This window comes from Kitasatospora sp. NPDC059803 (assembly GCF_042732255.1).
GTDB lineage: Bacteria > Actinomycetota > Actinomycetes > Streptomycetales > Streptomycetaceae > Kitasatospora.
The window spans coordinates 353-16,157 of sequence record NZ_JBHWIJ010000198.1 but is presented as its reverse complement, the minus strand read 5'-3'; the positions used below and the strand labels follow the sequence as shown (position 1 = coordinate 16,157).

Here is a 15,805-nt window from a genome sequence, read left to right as displayed (position 1 = left end):
CGGGCCGGCCTGGTCTCCCGGATCGTCCCGGCGGACCAGCTGCTGGCCGAGGCCCTGACGGTGGCCGAGACCGTCGCGGCGATGTCCACCCCGGCGGCGGTCATGCTCAAGGAGAGCGTCAACCGCGCCTTCGAGACGACCCTCGCCGAGGGTGTCCGCTTCGAGCGTCGGCTGTTCCACGCGGCGTTCGCCACGGCGGACCAGAAGGAGGGCATGGCGGCGTTCGCGGAGAAGCGCCCGCCGTCCTTCACCAACCGGTGACCTGGCCGCTTACGGCTGACGGCTGACGGCTGACAGGTAACAGCTGACAAGTAACAGATAACAGCTAACAGATTTCGTCATCTGAAATCTGTTAGCTGTTATCTGTCAGGTGTTATCTGTCGGCTGTTACCTGTCAGCTGTTATGCGTCAGCCACCGTCACACCTCGTCCACCAGCGCCGTGTTGAGCCGGGCGAGCCCGCTACGGGTGGCGGCGACCACGATCTGGTCGCCCGGGGTGAGGCGCCGGGTGCGGTCGGGAAAGTTCCACTGCAACTGCGCACTGCGGGCGAACCGGACGGCGATCACCCGGACGCCGCCCGGGTCCTCCAGGTCGTGCCGGTTCATGCCGATCAGCCCGCTGCCGTCCTCGACCGTCAACTCGGCGATCAGCAGCACGTGTCGGAACACCGACAGCATCCCGCGCACCTCGCGCCCCATCAGGGCGGCGGCGAAGGCGGGTGCGGCCAGGTACGAGACCGAACGCGAGGCCGCGTTGTCCAGCGTCGCGTAGAAGTGCCCGGCGAAGTTGTCGTCGAACAGCCGGACCACCACACGGACTTCGGGATTCCCGTGGCGCGCCTCCAGGGCCGCCTCCAGGTTGGTGGCGTCGTCGCCGCTGACCGCGACCAGCGCCCGGCTGTGCTTCAACCGGGCGCGACGCAACTGCTCCTCGAACGGGCCGTCGCCCAGCACCACCGGGATGCCGAGCGCCCGGGCGGCGGCGATGCCCCGGGCCTGCGGGTCACGCTCCATGCAGACCACCGGCACGCCCAGTTCGTGCAGTTGGGCCGCGACCCGGGTGCCGACGTTGCCGAGGCCGACGACGATCACGTGGTCCCGGGTGCCGGCCCCGGGGTTGCGGGGCTGCCCTCGCCGCCCGGAGCCGAGCACCTCGACCGCGATGGCGGTGGCGACCGGGGCGAAGGTGATCCCGCAGATGGTGATCACCACCTGCGCCACCCGCTGCCACAGCCCGCCCGTCCCGGTCCCGGCGGCGATGTCGGCGAGTTGGTCGGGCTGGGCGGCGCCCGCGAGGTCGAGCAGCGAGATGTAGAGGGTCCAGCCGAAGTTCCGGTTCAGGTACCAGAGAACGCCGAAGGCCATCAGCACCGCGGCGAGGGCGGTGAGCAGCACCAACCGCATCCGGGCGCTGGTGAAGAAGCGCATCATGTCGAGCAGCCGCCAGCGCGCCCGCCGCGCCCAGCTGATCGGTTCCCTGGGTTCGATGCGCAGCGCTTGGAGGGCGGCCACGCCGTCCGGCTCCTCCTCGGGCGCCGGCTCCGGTTCCGCTTCGCGGCGGACGCCACCGGGGCGGACCGGCCCGTCGTCGCCGAACTCGCTGGCGAGCCGGACGAAGTCGGCCGAGTCGCCGCGCTGTTCGGGCAGCAGGCGGATCTTACTGAGGTCCTGGCGGTCGATGTGGTCGGCGACCACGCAGATCCGGTCGGAGGTGATGGCCTCGTCGAAGGCGATGTGCAGGAAGCGTCCGCCGATCTCGACCGAGTTGGGCCGCCCGAGCGCCGCCGCGGCGAAGGCGGGTGCGGCGGTGGCGGATCCGGAGAGCGCGGCACCGTTCCTGAGCAGCCGTTCGATGTTCTCACCGAGGCGCTGGTTGAACATCCGGAGCACGATCCGGATGTCCGGGTTGTGGCCTTGGGCGCTGAGCGCGGCGTGGATGTTGTCCTGGTCGCTGCCCTCGACGAGGGCGAGGCCGCGGGCGGTGTCGATCGACACCTCGCGCAGCGCCTCGTCGGTGATGCTGGCGTACTCGACGACGGCGGCGACGCCGGGGAGTTGCTCGATCTGCGGCGCGTGGTCGCGGGTGCGATCGGCGACCAGGACGACGACCGGGACCTCGTAGTGCTCGACGAGTTCCAGGACCAGCCGGTGGGCAAGCGCGTTGCCCCCGCAGACGATGTAGTGCTGACTGACCGGCTCTACCGAACGGGTCCCCCACCCTTCAGAAGTCATACCGCCGGATGATATCGACGGCAGGTGGCCGGACGGTGTCGTTCCGGCGACCGGAAGGCCAGCGGAGCCACTCCATCGAACATTCGTCTCCTCCGCACGCCCTCTCCCATCCCCCTTCCGTCCCCCTCCGCTTCCCCTCCCCCTCTCTTGTCTCCGTCCCCCGAACGGCCGTACCCGACGCGCCGGTCGGCAGTGGCCCGGCCAGGCTGGGGTTCGGCCCCTGCCCGTCCCCGGCCCCGAGGAGTACACCACCGTGGTTTCCCCGATCATCACCCCCGACGGTTCCCCGGTCCAGGGTCCGCTCGGCCAACTCGCCAAGGCCGCCTGGCAGGTCCTGCTACTCGCCGGAATCGTCTCGCTGGCCCTCGGAATCGTCGTCTTCGTCTGGCCGAAGGAGACCCTGCTGGTGGTGGGCGTGCTGTTCGGCCTCTACCTGCTGGTCATCGGCATCGTGCAGCTGATCGCCGCGTTCGGCACCCACGCGACCACCGCACTGCGGGTGCTGGCCTTCATCAGCGGGGCGATCTGCGTCCTGCTGGGGCTGCTCTGCTTCCGCAGCGCGGCGCAGTCGCTGCTCCTGCTGGCGATCTGGATCGGCATCGGCTGGCTGTTCCGGGGCATCACCCAGCTCGCCGCCGCGGTCTCCGACCCGGCGATGCCGGCCCGTGGCTGGCAGGCCTTCGCAGGCGTGGCCAACACGGTGGCCGGTGTGCTGCTGCTGGTCTGGCCGGTCGGTTCGATCGCCGCGTTGGCCGTCCTGGCCGGCTGCTGGCTGGTGATCCTCGGACTGATCGAGATCGTGACGGCCCTCCAGATGCGCGGCCGGGCCAAGCAGATCCCGGCGGGGGTCTGACTCCACGGCCTGACTTCACGGCCAGATTCCACGGGCCTGACTCCACGGGCCTGACTCCACGGGTCTCACTCCGTAGCTAGCGCGTCGGCGCGTAGCCGATCCGGAATGTGGCGGCCTCCAGCCGTTCCGGCGTGAGCCGGACGTCCGTCAGCCGCTCGGCCAGCGCGAACGCGGCCTCGGTGTGCAGGTCGTGACCCTCCCCGTCGAGCTGGAAGCCGCAGGCCGTCAGCAGCGCGGGGACACCGGGGGCGTCGGCGTCCGAACCGTGCCGCTGGGTGGGGAACAGCGGCTCGAACTGGAGCCGGCAGCTGCCCTGCTCCCACCAGTTGAAGTGGTCCACCGCGACGGCGTTCCGGAAGTGCGAGACCAACCGGGTGCCGTCGGCGAGGCGGCGGATGACGTCGGGCAGGCTGCCGAGGTAGCCGAAGACCTCGACGACGACGGCCCACCCGTCGAGTTCGGTGACGGCGACGAGCAGCCGGTCGTCCTCCGGCTCGATCCGGGCCTCCGCCTCCTCGTCCTCCCCGTCGTCGAAGGTCTCCCAGGCGGCGACCACGGCGTCCAGGCCGGTGACCTCCCGACCGGGCAGGGCGCCGAAGCGGCGCAGCAGTTCGTCGGCGGTGATCCCCTCGACCAGCGTCAGGCAGTGGGCCGCCCCGGGGATGGGGTAGCGCTGCTCGAACCAGGTGTAGTCGGTGGCGTGTGCAGTCATGCGCCGATGCTGCCAGCTGCCTGTGACACCGCCGGCCGGGGCGGCGGTTGCGCGGCGTCCTCAGAGCCAGACCGGCGCGTCCGTCCCCCAGCGCCCCGGCGGGCGGGACCAGTCGGTGGGCGCGCCGGTGTAGGCGATGGGCGGCAGGGCGTGGCGCAGCCGTCCGTAGGCGGAGTCGGTCTCGGCGAGCCACCGGGCCGGGTCGTACGCCCCGGTGTCCGGAGCACCGTCCGCCGGAGCGCCGTCCGCCGGGGCAGCAGGGGCGGGCGCCTCGGGCGGGATGTCGTGCAGCAGCCACGAGGCCGTACCGGCGAGGGAGAACCGCAGGTGGCGGCCGCCGGGCCGGCCGGTGCGCTGCTCGGTGAGGGCGCGCAGGACGGCGGCGGCGACGAGGTAGCCGGTGCCGTGGTCGAGGGCCTGGGCGGGCAGTACGCCCGGGCGGCCGTCGGGGCCGGCCTCGTGGGCGGCGATGCCGACGCCGGCCTGGACGAGGCTGTCGAAGCCGCGCCGGCCGGCCCAGGGGCCGGTCCAGCCCCAGGCGCAGAGCTGCGCGACGATCAGGCCGGGGTGGCGGGCCGACAGTGCGTCGGGGGCGAGGCCGTGCGCGTCGAGGGCTCCAGGGCGGTAGCCGGTGACGAGGACGTCGGCGGTGGCGAGCAGGCCGTCGAAGACGGCGCGGTCGGCGGGATCGGTGAGGTCGAGGCGGGTGGAGCGCTTGCCGAAGCCGGTGTCGGCGTGGGCGTCGTCGGCCTCGGGGAGGTGGGGCGAGTCGACGCGCAGGACGTCGGCGCCCAGCAGGGCGAGGGTGCGGGTGGCGACCGGGCCGGCGATGACCCGGGTGAGGTCGAGGACGCGGATCCCGGCGGCGGGCCGCTCCGGGCCGGCGTCGCCGAGCGGGCGGACGGGCGCGGTGCCGGTCACCCGGCTCTCCATCAGGGGGTGCGTGGTGGCACTCACCGGCGCGACGGCTACGGCGAGCGCCCCCGCTTCGAACGCCCGCTCCTGGACCTGCTCCGCCGGCAGTTCGCCCAGCAGCTTGGCGAGCATTTCGGGCCCGGCGTCGGCGGGCAGGTCGAGGGCGGCGAGCAGTCGGGTGCGGTGGTGCGGGTAGTTGGCGTGGGTGCGGACCCAGCCGTCGGCGGCGCGCCAGAAGCCGGAGTGCGGGGCGAAGCTGACGGGCGTGCGGCCGTCGACGGTCAGGTGGCGTTCGCTGACGAAGGCCGTGGCGACGGCGCCCTGGTCCACCCGGACGGCGGGGACCGGGCCGCCGGCGCGGTGGGCGGCGAGTTCGGCGGCGGCCAGCGAGCAGGCGGCCACGGTGGCCCGGGCGAGCCTGCGCACCGGCAGGCCGGAGGCCAGGACGTCGCCGGGGCCGTGGAAGGAGACCCGCCCCAGCAGCTCGGCCGATCCGCCGAGGGCGGCCCAGAGGTCGGCGGTGGGCCGGTCCGCAGGTTCCCCTCCGGCGGCGGGCTGTTCGGTGGACGCGGGCTGATCTCCAGACGCAGACTGATCGGTGGACGCGGGCTGATCGGCGGGCCAGGTGCCGGGGAAGGTCGGACGCTCTGTCATGCCCGGCATTGTGCTCCCGTTCTCAGGCGCTCGCCGTGACGCCCGCCACCAGCATCAGCAGCACCGCCGAGACGAGGGTCATCCGGCGCGCCGCACGCGGGGTGCCGCCGAGCCGGCCGCCCAGGCGTCCGCTGGCGTGCGCGACCAGCCCGTACACGACGGCGCAGGCCAGCACGTTGAGCGAGCCGAGGGCGAGCACCTGCCCGCCGACCGGCAGCGCGGCGCCCGGCTCGACGAACTGCGGCACCAGGGAGAGGTAGAGCAGCAGCCCCTTGGGGTTGAGCAGGGCGGTCAGCATGCTCTGACGCAGCACGGTCGCGGTGGGCTGCGGCTTGGGCGCGGTGAGGGCCGTGGCGCCCCCGCCCTTGCGCAGCGCGAGCAGCATGGTGACGGCCAGCACCAGCAGGTACGCGGCGCCGGTGAGGCGCAGGACGGGCAGGGCGGCGGGGACGGCACGCAGCGCGGCGGCCAGGCCGGCGCTGGAGAGCAGGGTGTGGACGGCGTAGCCGGCGCAGACGCCGCCGACCGCGATGAAGGCGGCGCGCCGACCCTGGCCGAGGCCTCGGGCGGCGATGTAGAGCCAGTCGGGCCCCGGTGTGCAGACCAGCAGCAGGTCGACTCCGAGGAAGAGAAGGAGGGCGTGGGTGTCCATGGGTGGCGGTGACCTGTCGTGCTCGTTCGGGCGGGTCCCGGCCGTTGGTCCGGTGATCCTCGCGGCACCTGTCCGGTGCGTTCGGTCACTGAAGGTAGCCGGATAGCCCTGGCACGCGATGGCCACTTCCTGCTGGTCCGGCCCGCCTTTTGGCAGAATATTGCGCCATGGACCGAATCGACCGCAGAATCCTCCGCGAGCTCCAGCAGGACGGCCGCCTGACCAACGCCGACCTGGCCGCCCGGGTGGACCTCACCCCCTCCCCCTGCCTGCGCCGGGTCCGACAACTGGAGCAGGACGGCGTGATCCGCGGCTACCGGGCGCTCCTGGACGGCACGGCGGTCGGACGCGGCTTCCAACCCTTCGTCACGATCACCATGCGTCACGAGGATCAGGTGACGGTCGCCGAGTTCGAACGCCGGGTGGCGGAGCTGCCGGAAGTGGTGGAGGCGCACCGCCTCTTCGGGGAACCCGACTACCTGCTGCGCATCGCGGTGGCCGACATCGCCGCGTACGAGCGCTTCATCACCGACGTGCTCTCGGGCCTGCCGGGGATCGCGCAGGTCAACTCGCATCTGACGATGAAGCAGGTGAAGGCCGACCGAGGGCTGCCGATCGGCGGGTAGGCTGCGAACGGGGGCCGCCGCGGCCGCCCGTACGGGGGACAGCGCGACAAGGGGAGCTCCATGCACGCGGTCCGCCGCCTCGATCTCGGGTACTTCGTCCGGCCTGCGTCCGAGGTGGGCGGCCCGGAGCCGCGGGTGGAGCCGGTCCTCGCGTACCTGGTCCGCCGCCCGGAGGGGCTGCTGCTGTTCGACACCGGGATCGGCGCAGGCGAGCCCGAGACCGAAGCGCACTACCGCCCGGTCCGCCGCCCGCTGACGGAGGCGCTCGCGGCCGTCGGCGTCGCCTGCGCCGACATCGACCTGGTGGTCAACTGCCACCTCCACTTCGACCACTGCGGCGGCAATCCGCTGCTCGCCGGCACGCCCGTCCTCGTCCAGGCGGCCGAACTGGCCGCCGCCCGGCGCGGCGCGTACACCATCGACGCGCTGGTCGACTTCCCCGGCGCCGACTACCGCGAACTGGACGGCGAGACGGAGGTCTGGCCGGGCGTACGGGTGCTGCCGACGCCCGGGCACACCGGCGGCCACCAGTCACTGGTGGTCGAGCGGCCCGGCGGCGGCGCGGTGATGCTGGCCGGGCAGGCGTACGACTTCGCGTCCGAGTACGGCCAGGCGGTGCTCGCCCGGCGGGCGTCGCGCGAGGGCGTGGCCGCGCCGCTGCCCGGTTACCGGGCCTGGCTGGACCGGGTGGCGGAGTACGGGCCGCGCCGGGTTCTGTTCGCGCACGACCACGCGGTCTGGGAACCGGTCGGATAGGGCCAACGGCCGGGCCAGGCACAGTTCAGGGGGTCCGGAGGCTCGGAGGCTCGGAGGCTCTGAGAGTTCAGAGTGCTCAGAGGACTCGGAGGGTTCAGAACGTGAAGCGCAGCGACCGGACCCGGTGGTCGAAGTTGGACGGCACGATGTCCGGCTCGCCGACCGACCGCACCTCGGGCAGCCGGGCGAACAGCTCGCGGAACAGCACCTTCATCTCCTGCCGGGCCAGGTGCGCCCCGATGCAGTAGTGCGGCCCTCCGCCGCCGAAGCCGAGGTGGGGGTTGGGCGTGCGGGTGATGTCGAACGCGTCCGGGTCGGGGAAGACCGTCTCGTCCCGGTTGGCCGAGCCGAAGAACAGGGCGACCTTCTCCCCCGCGCGCAGCAGCGGGCCCCCGGGGCCGCCGAGCTCGTGGTCGACGGCGAGGGTCCGGCGGAAGTGGATGATCGGCGTGGCGTGGCGGATGATCTCGTCGACCGCACCGCCGAGCCCCCCGTCGAGGTCCGCGAGCAGCAGGGCGCGCTGCTCCGGGTGCGCGGTCAGCAGGTGCAGGCCGTGGGCGAGCGCGTTGCGGGTGGTCTCCACGCCGGCGACCAGCAGCAGGGAGAAGAACGCGCCGAGTTCGCGTCCGGTGAGCCGGCGGCCGTCCACGTCGGCGGTGACCAGGGCGGAGATCAGGTCCTCGGTGGGCCGGCGGCGACGCTCACGACCGATCGAGGCGACCATGCCCTGCATGCGGGCCAGCGCCAGCAGCCCGCGCCCGGGCATCCGGATCCGGCGGCGCAGCGGGCGGGCCACGCCGATGTTCTCGGAGGCGTGGTTGACCTGGTCCAGGATCATTCGGCGCGGATGTTCCGGGATCCCCATCATGGTGCAGATCACCTGGAAGGGGAGCTCGGCGGCCACGGAGGTGACGAAGTCCTCCGGCCGCCGCCGCTCGACGTCGTCGACCAGGCGGGTGGCGACGCGGCGGATGTCCTCCTCGACCTGGCCGAGCAGCCGGGGGGTGAAGGCTCGCGAGACGATCCTGCGCAGTTGGGCGTGCCGGGGGTCGTCGAGGTTGACCATCGAGTCGCCGAACACCAGCCGGACCCAGCGGGGCGGTTCCGGGGTGGTGACGCCGGGGCCGCTGAGGAACACCGCGGGGGTCCGGCTGGCCTCGACCACGTCGGCGTGGCGGACCAGCGCGTGGAAGCCCCGGCCGGTGGCGGGATCGCCGAAGAACACCGGCGCGGGGCGTCGGCGCAGTTCGGCGAAGGCGGCCGCGCGGGCGGGGGCGGGCAGCTGCCAGAAGCGGGGGTCGGCGAGGTCGGCGGCGGGGGCCGCCAAGCCGGTCGAGGTCTCCATGGCCGGGCCTCCTGCTTCGCGTTCGGCGTCCGCCCGGCAGCCACTATCGGTACCGGGGTGTGCACATTTAGTGAGCAAGCGGGGGGTGATGTCAAACCGCGTCGATGGTCATACGAACGGGCTGCTGCGGCGGCCGGGCCGGACTCTCGACACACGGAGGCACGGGGCCGGGCATGGTCTCACGGGGTGGAACCGGCCAATACCGGAGGGTGCGGTCCGGGCCGGGCGGGGCGGGTGCGACGATGAGTGCCATCGTGATGACCGACCGGATCCGCCTGCTGCGCGCCGTGGTCTTCGCCGCGCTGTGCGTGGCGCTGGCCGCCGCGGCGCACGTCGCCATGGCCGGAGCCGGGGTCTCACCACCGGTGCTGATCGGCGCGTTCGGGGCCGTCCTCGGTCTGACCTGGCTGCTCGCCGGCAAACGGCGCGGGCTCGGCGCGATCAGCGCCTGGATGGTCGCGGCCCAGAGCGCGCTGCACCTGCTGTTCGAACAGGCCGCGGCGTTCGGCCGGGGAGGCGGCGGTCTCGGCCGGCTCGCCACCACGGACTGGGCCGCGCTGCTGCTCTGCAACCCCGAGCGGATCCCCGGCGGGCTCTCCCCCGTCGAGCTGGCCCGGATGGCGGGCCTCGACCCGGACGTCCCGCCCGCCGCCAACGGCCTGCACACCATGGCGGGCATGCACCACGGGACGGCGGCGGGTGTGGTTTCCGCCCCGGTATCGGTATCCACGTCCGCGTCGGTCTCCGCGTCCGCTTCGGCTTCGGCTTCGGCTTCGGCCGATGGGACGGCGCTGGACGCGGCCGGGATGGCGGGGATGCCCGGCATGCCGGGTACGTCGGGCCTGTCCGGAGCATCCGCCGCACACGGGATGCCCTCCGGGACGGCACACGGCATGGCACACGACATGGCGCACGGGATGTCCTTCGGGATGATCGCCGCCCACGCGCTCGCCGCGCTGGCCTGCGCGCTGCTGCTGTGGCGCGGTGACGCCGCGCTGGTCCGGCTCTTCGACCTGCTCGGCGCGCTCGGCACCGTGGTCGCGGGAGTGCTGGTGCTCCCGCTACTGGCGCTGTTCGCGCGCCCCTTCGGCTACCGCCCGCCGGCTGCACCCCGACCCACCGGCGGCCGGACCCGGCCATCCCGGTCGGTGCTGCTCACTCATGCCGTGGTCCGGCGCGGCCCGCCGGCGCTCGCCCTCGCCTGCTGACGCGCCCGCCGTCCCCACTCCTGCGCCTACCGCCCCCGGCAGCCCACCGCCGCCGGGGACCGTAGGGCCCACGGGGTTCGCTCGGCGGGCAGGTCGCCCTGCCGCTCGGCCGTGCCTTCGCCGCCGTGCCGCCAGGGCCCGGGCCCGCGCCGGCCCCCCCGCGCCGCCGCGGGGGGGGGGGGCCCCACGGCCCTGCTCGTCCTGCCCGGCGCCCTGCGCTCGCCCGGGCCGATGCTCCACCAGGTGTTCGCCTTCCCCACCGGCCGCGGCGACCTGCCCACCCCCGCCGCCAGCCCGCTGCCCGGACGGCTGCTCGCCGACCTCGGCCCGCCCGGCTGGTACGCGGCCGTCGGCCTGCTGCTGCTCGCCGCACTCGCCCTCGCGGCCTCCCTGCTCACCCACCCGCCCCGGCACGCGGCGGCCGCCGCCGACCGGCTCGCCCTCGGGCTCGCCCTGGCCTTCCTGCTCGCCCCCGCCGGGCGGTTCGGCTACCTCGCGCTGCCGGCCCTCCTCGTCCTGCTCGCCCGGGTGCTCCCCGCTTCCCCCGCTCCGACCACCGCTCCAACCCCTTCTCCGGTCCCTTCGCCGGTCCCTTCGCCGGTCCCTTCGCCGGTCCCTTCTCCGACACCGAACCGAGGTCTCACCCGCCCATGGGCAGCACACTCATCGTCACCAACGACTTCCCGCCCCGCCAAGGCGGCATCGAAACCTTCGTCCACGCCCTGGCCACCCGGCTGCCCCACTCCGACGTCGTGGTCTACACCTCCGCCGAACCGGGCGCCGATCGGCACGACGCCGCTCTCCCCTTCCCGGTGATCCGCGACCGGGCCCGCACCCTGCTGCCCACCGCCCGGGCCACCCGCCGCGCCGCCGAGATCGCCCGCGCCCACGGCTGCGACCGGGTCTGGTTCGGCGCCGCCGCCCCGCTCGCCGCGATGGCCCCCGGCCTGCTGCGCCAGGCCGACGGCATCCGCCGCACCGTCGCCACCACCCACGGCCACGAGATCTGGTGGGCCCGCACCCCCGGCGCCCGCCACCTGCTGCGCCGGATAGGCCGCAGCGTCGACGTCGTCACCTACCTCGGCGAGTACACCCGCGCCCGGATCGCCCCCGCCCTCGGCCCGGACGCCCAATTGGCGCGCCTCGTCCCGGGCGTGGACCCGGACCGCTTCCGGCCCGGCGTCGACGGCGCCCGGCGGGCCCGCACCGGGCCGGTGATCCTCTGCGTCGCCCGGCTCGTCCCGCGCAAGGGGCAGGACGTCCTGATCCGCGCCCTGCCGGCGATCCGCCGGACCGTCCCCGGCACCGTCCTCGTCCTCGTCGGCCAGGGCCCGTACGAGGACCGCCTGCGCGCGCTCGCCCACCGGTGCACCGAGCCCGGCAGCGTCGAATTCGCCGGCGGTCTCGACCACGCGGCCACCGCCGCCCACTACGCCGAGGCCGACGTCTTCGCCATGCCGTGCCGCACCCGCCGGGCGGGCCTCGAAGCCGAAGGCCTCGGCATCGTCTACCTCGAAGCGGCCGCCGCCGCCCTGCCCGTCGTCGCCGGCCGATCCGGCGGCGCCCCCGACACCGTCCTCGACGGCGTCACCGGCACCGTCGTCGACGGGCGCGACCCGGCCGACGTGGCCGCCGCCCTCACCCGCCTCCTCCTCGCCCCGCCGGCGGACCGCGCCCGGATGGGCACCGCCGGCCGCGACTGGGCCACCACCCACTGGTCCTGGACCGCCTCCGCCCACCGCCTCGCCCACCTGCTCGACCCCACCCGGTCCATTCCGGATGCCCTCGCCGGACTCGCCTGACACTTTCGGACGCGCCAACGCCGTTTTATTCAAGGGGAGTTCGAATAAAAATGGCACTCACTCACCGGCATTCGGGCGGTCATCATGCCAGGGGGGGCTAAGGCTGTCGAATGCGCCCGCAGGATGCGCCTTCAGCGCGCGAAGTCCCTTACGCGCAGCAGGCGCACCCTTTTTCATCATATGAATATTTGCCTTCCGTTTTTCAATCTGACCAAACCGTGGAAACCCCAGGAGTAGAGCCGAAATCACGAGGAGGTGGGCACCATGGTGGAGGTCGAACGATTGCTGGCCGACTGCCTCCAGGACGCTCGCGACATTCCGTGGGGAACGGTACCGGTCGATTCCGCGGGCCCCGAATACGAGGCCTCGCGCCGCGCGTTCCTGACGGCCGGGCTGTCCGCGCTGCGCGACGACAGGCCCGAGGACGGCTGGGTGCAGATCAACCTCGCACCGGGCCCGGCCACTTGGCACCGGACGTACCGCGCCGTCGCGGACACGGCCCGCGACCTGATCGCCGCCGGCGCGGCGCGCTCCTTCTTCTTCATGCACAAACCGCCCGGGCTGCGGGTCCGGTTCGAGGCGGGCCGGTCGGACGTCGGGGCACTGCGCGAGGAACTGACCCGCCGCTTCCGCGCGGTGGACGGACAGCCGCAACCGCCGCTGTGCGGGCGGTACGAGCCGGAGACCTACCTCTTCGGCGGCCCGCGATCGATGCGGCACGTCCACGACCTGTTCACGGTGGACTCCCTGGCCTGGCTCGATCACCACGACACCGTCGCGGCCCCGGGCCGACCGGAGGCGGTCGCGGACTGGCGGTTGTCCCTGTACCTCCTCGGTGAACTCCTCGACGGCCTCGGCATCGTCGGCTGGGAGCACCGCGGGGTCTGGCAGGTGCTCCAGGACGACGCCGGCCGCAGGCTGGGCACCGACCCGGACGAGGACACCCGGCGCGCCGCCGCAGGCATCCTCGCGGCCTGGCGGGCCGGCGGACAGAGCCTGCTCGCTCCGCTGCCGCCGCACCGGCGGGCGGCGGTCGAGGTGCACGGGGACGCCGTGCGCCGGGCCGCCGAGGGCTGGCGCACCGGCTACTTCGAGTCCGGCGAGGCGGTGATCGGCCCGCGCCGGGCCGCCGCCCACTACGTCGTCTTCCACTGGAACCGGGGGCGGTTCTCCCTGGCCCGGCAGAGCCTGCTGACCCACGCGCTCACCGGTGACGGGAGGTCCTGACGTGTCCGAGGACCGGGAACTGGGCGCCGCGGCACTGCTCCGCGTGGCCGGCATGCCCTTGGCGGCGTGGGCGGCGGCGGGCAACCCGGAGCTGTTCGCACAGGTCGCCGACCACGCCCGGCAGGACGAACGGCGGGCGGAGCACGCCCGCCAACTGGCCGGGCAGCTGGGCACCTTGGTCGTGCCGCACCCCGCCCTCACCGCCGCCGACCGCCGCGCCGTGCTGGCCGTGCGCCGTCGGCTGCACTCCGGCGCCGCACCGGGCCCGGCCGACTGCGGGCTGCTGGGGCGGCTGCCCGCCGCCCACGGCCTCGTCGCGGACACCGCACGGCTGTCCGGCGAGGCCGAGTCGGCGGCCGTCGCCCTGCGGCGGCTGGAGGCCGCGGTGGCGGCCGAGCGCGAGCGCGTGGGCGCCCTGGGCTGGTCCCTGGTGTGCGCGTCGCCCGTCATGCGGGCCTTCCTGGACGAGGTGGAACCCGGAGCCGCCGCAGACGTGGCCGGCCGGCTGGCCGCGGGCGAGTCCTGGAGCGGGAAGCGGCTGCGCAAACGGGCGGCGTACGTGTGGCGGGCGCTCGGTCGGGCCGCGGCGAAGACCACCCCGCGCGGCTGGGTCGGCCAGGTCACCCTACTGCCGGTCACCCCGGCGGGCGCGAACGGCGGCGGGAACAGCGGCGGGAGCGACGGCAGGAACGGCGGCTGGGCCGACGGCCCCCTGCTGCGGCTCGTCCCGCCCGGTACGGCCCTCGGCGAGGTGGCGGCCGAGGCCGTGGAGAACGTCCACGGGGTGCGGGCCCGGCTCGGCGCCCTGGACCTGCGGGCGGCGGACCCGGCCACGGTGCTGGCCCTGACTCCGCTGCACTTCCCCCAGCCGGCGGGCACCGCACCGGGCTCCGGTGTCCTGCGCTGCTGGGTGACCGACCCGCACGACCGGGGCCGGTTGCGGCAGGTCGACCTGCGGCGCTCCCTCCCCCTGGATCACGTGCTGGCCCACCTGGCCGACGGCCCGCGCCCGTTGGGCGACCTCGAAGCGGCTCTGCTGGGCACGGCGGCGACCGGGGCGGCGGCTTCCGCTCCCACGGTGCTGCGCGGCTTCCTCGCGCACCTGCTCGGACTCGGCGTGCTCCAGGCCTGCGCGGCCCCGCGCCGCCGCACCACGGGCTGGCTCGCCGCCGAGGACGTCCGCGCACGCGGCACCCTTCCGCAACCGGCACCGGCACCGCCTCCAGCACCCGCACCGAGCGCCGATTCCGCCATACCCGCGCCCATACCCGCACCCGCTTCGGAGCTCCGTACCACCGGCTCCGCCGCCCCCGCCGACGACTCCCGGCCGTGGTTCACCGATTCCTACCGCACCATAGCCTCGGCCGTCTCCGGAGCGGCCGCCCGCCAGGTGCAGCAGAGCCTCGGCACCGCCGCCCGCGTGGCGTGGCTGCGGGAAGCCGACCGGCTCGCGGGGCCGGACCCGCACCGGCTGCCGGCGGAGCTCGCGGAGCTCACCGAACGGCCGTGCCCGCTCGGCGAGATCCTCGCGCGCCACCTGCCCGACGGCAGTTGCCCGCCGCCGCCTCAGCCCCCGCGCCGGTACGCGGGCTGGCACCCCGCCGAGACCTCCGGTTCCGGTTACGCGAGGCTGCTGGCCCACCTGTCCGCCCGGGCCGGCGGCGGACCGGTGGACCTGGACGACGACCTGCTGGACACGCTCGGGGCGCCCCCGGCCGCGACCGCGCTGCCGCCCTGGCCCCTGGACTGCCTGCTGCGTCCGCTGCCGGGCCCCGGCCCGGTCGCGGTCCTGGAGACCGCCTCACCGGCGGGCGTGCTGGACGCCCGGTTCGCCGACGCGCTCCACACCCTGCACGGCGGCTACGCCAACCTCCGGAGCTACCGGGCCTTCCTCGCCTCCGTCGAGCGGCTGTCCGGGGCGCGCTTCGTCGAACTGCTGGTGCCGCCGCTGGCCGGGCGCGCCGCCAACGCCGTACGGCGGCCGGTCATCACCGGCTGGTGGACGGGGGATCCCGATCCCCTGCCGTACCAGGGAGCGAACGGCCTGACGGCCCGCTACCTGCCGCTGGAGCGCATCACCCTGCGACGGGTCGGCCCGCGGATCATCGCCGAGGCCGACGGGTGCCGGCTGCTGCCCGTCCACCACGCCACCCGTACGCCCCTGCCGCCGTACGACGTCCTGGTCCGGCTGCTGCTGGCCGCCGGCCACCCGGCGGGCTCGCGCCTGATCCGCCTGGACGGCCTGGCCGAGGCGTTCCCCGACACGGACCGACTGCCCCGGGTGACCGTCGGCGGCGGCGCCCTGGTCATCAGCCCCGCGGTCTGGCGCGTGCCGGCGGCCCTGCTGTGGCGGCCCGGCGACGGCGACCTGACCAAGGTGCGCGCCCTCGCCGCCCTCGGGCGCTGCGCCGGGCTGCCGCGCTTCGCGTTCGTCCGGGCCGTGCCCCAGCCGAAACCGGTGCCCGTGGACTTCGCGGCGCTGACCGCGGTCCCGCTGCTGGAGCGGATCTGCGCGCGCCACCCCGGTGCGGACCTGCTGGTCGAAGAGATGCTCCCCGACCCGGGCGGCCTGCTGCTCCATGACCCCGTGCACGGCGATGCCGCCGTCGCCGCCCAACTGCTGCTCAGACTTCCGTTCGACCAGGGCGCCGAGGAACTCGCGGAGCCCGCCGCCGCCGCACTGCGCGGCGAACCCGACGTCCCCCGTGCGCCCCCCCCCCCTGGGGGGGGCCCCCGGGGGGGGGGGCCCCCCCCCCCCGCCCCCCCGCCCCCCCCCCCCCCCCCCAACACCCGCCGCCCCCCCCCCCCACCCCCCCACAGGC

At 74.7% G+C, this 15,805-nt stretch carries 14 protein-coding genes; 9 read left to right on the top strand and 5 right to left on the bottom strand.

Going from position 1 to position 15,805, the window contains the following annotated elements:
- Nucleotides 1-261: enoyl-CoA hydratase-related protein (locus ACFV6I_RS26885; RefSeq protein WP_380428119.1), on the top strand; the 261-nt coding region annotated here is incomplete at its 5' end.
- 157 nt (nucleotides 262-418) lie between these two features.
- Here the strand turns inward: ACFV6I_RS26885 and ACFV6I_RS26880 are convergent.
- Nucleotides 419-2,233, bottom strand: coding sequence for an NAD-binding protein (locus tag ACFV6I_RS26880; RefSeq protein WP_380428117.1), 1,815 nt, complete (start codon nucleotides 2,231-2,233; stop codon nucleotides 419-421).
- A 253-nt stretch (nucleotides 2,234-2,486) separates the two neighbouring features.
- On the opposite strand from ACFV6I_RS26880, the gene ACFV6I_RS26875 reads away from it, so the two are divergent.
- Nucleotides 2,487-3,086, top strand: a complete 600-nt coding sequence (locus ACFV6I_RS26875; RefSeq protein ID WP_063349875.1) for an HdeD family acid-resistance protein — start codon at nucleotides 2,487-2,489, stop codon at nucleotides 3,084-3,086.
- Nucleotides 3,087-3,162: 76 nt separating this feature from the next.
- Here ACFV6I_RS26875 and ACFV6I_RS26870 read toward each other — a convergent pair whose 3' ends face one another.
- The 3 genes from ACFV6I_RS26870 to ACFV6I_RS26860 are packed head-to-tail and all read right to left on the bottom strand — an operon-like array spanning nucleotide 3,163 to nucleotide 6,019.
- On the bottom strand, nucleotides 3,163-3,798 hold the full coding sequence (locus ACFV6I_RS26870; RefSeq protein WP_063349874.1) for a DUF6461 domain-containing protein: 636 nt from the start codon (nucleotides 3,796-3,798) through the stop codon (nucleotides 3,163-3,165).
- 60 nt (nucleotides 3,799-3,858) lie between these two features.
- Nucleotides 3,859-5,367: a CoA transferase gene (locus ACFV6I_RS26865; RefSeq protein WP_380428115.1), complete on the bottom strand. Its 1,509-nt coding sequence runs from the start codon at nucleotides 5,365-5,367 to the stop codon at nucleotides 3,859-3,861.
- Between the two features lie 22 nt (nucleotides 5,368-5,389).
- Nucleotides 5,390-6,019: a LysE family translocator gene (locus tag ACFV6I_RS26860; RefSeq protein ID WP_380369040.1), complete on the bottom strand. Its 630-nt coding sequence runs from the start codon at nucleotides 6,017-6,019 to the stop codon at nucleotides 5,390-5,392.
- Between the two features lie 167 nt (nucleotides 6,020-6,186).
- Between ACFV6I_RS26860 and ACFV6I_RS26855 the strand changes: the two genes are divergently transcribed.
- Complete coding sequence (locus tag ACFV6I_RS26855; protein ID WP_063349872.1) at nucleotides 6,187-6,645, top strand: Lrp/AsnC family transcriptional regulator; 459 nt, start codon at nucleotides 6,187-6,189, stop codon at nucleotides 6,643-6,645.
- Nucleotides 6,646-6,705: 60 nt separating this feature from the next.
- Nucleotides 6,706-7,401 carry an N-acyl homoserine lactonase family protein gene (locus ACFV6I_RS26850; RefSeq protein ID WP_063349871.1) on the top strand — a complete coding sequence of 232 codons (696 nt, stop codon included), beginning with the start codon at nucleotides 6,706-6,708 and terminating at the stop codon, nucleotides 7,399-7,401.
- A 94-nt stretch (nucleotides 7,402-7,495) separates the two neighbouring features.
- On the opposite strand, the gene ACFV6I_RS26845 is transcribed toward ACFV6I_RS26850, so the two are convergent.
- Complete coding sequence (locus ACFV6I_RS26845) at nucleotides 7,496-8,746, bottom strand: cytochrome P450 (protein ID WP_363366892.1); 1,251 nt, start codon at nucleotides 8,744-8,746, stop codon at nucleotides 7,496-7,498.
- Between the two features lie 242 nt (nucleotides 8,747-8,988).
- On the opposite strand from ACFV6I_RS26845, the gene ACFV6I_RS26840 reads away from it, so the two are divergent.
- The 5 genes from ACFV6I_RS26840 to ACFV6I_RS26820 all read left to right on the top strand — a co-directional run.
- The gene (locus ACFV6I_RS26840; protein ID WP_380428112.1) at nucleotides 8,989-9,954 is read left to right on the top strand and encodes a hypothetical protein; all 966 of its coding nucleotides are present in this window, start codon (nucleotides 8,989-8,991) and stop codon (nucleotides 9,952-9,954) included.
- A gap of 111 nt (nucleotides 9,955-10,065) precedes the next feature.
- Nucleotides 10,066-10,770 carry a hypothetical protein gene (locus ACFV6I_RS26835; protein ID WP_380428110.1) on the top strand — a complete coding sequence of 235 codons (705 nt, stop codon included), beginning with the start codon at nucleotides 10,066-10,068 and terminating at the stop codon, nucleotides 10,768-10,770.
- Complete coding sequence (locus ACFV6I_RS26830) at nucleotides 10,656-11,756, top strand: glycosyltransferase family 4 protein (protein WP_380428121.1); 1,101 nt, start codon at nucleotides 10,656-10,658, stop codon at nucleotides 11,754-11,756. The genes ACFV6I_RS26835 and ACFV6I_RS26830 overlap by 115 nt, the downstream gene beginning before the upstream one ends.
- 264 nt (nucleotides 11,757-12,020) lie before the next feature.
- Nucleotides 12,021-12,983, top strand: coding sequence for a thiopeptide-type bacteriocin biosynthesis protein (locus tag ACFV6I_RS26825; protein WP_380428108.1), 963 nt, complete (start codon nucleotides 12,021-12,023; stop codon nucleotides 12,981-12,983).
- 1 nt (nucleotide 12,984) lies between these two features.
- The coding region (locus ACFV6I_RS26820; protein ID WP_380428106.1) for a hypothetical protein at nucleotides 12,985-15,805 on the top strand (2,821 nt) is incomplete at its 3' end.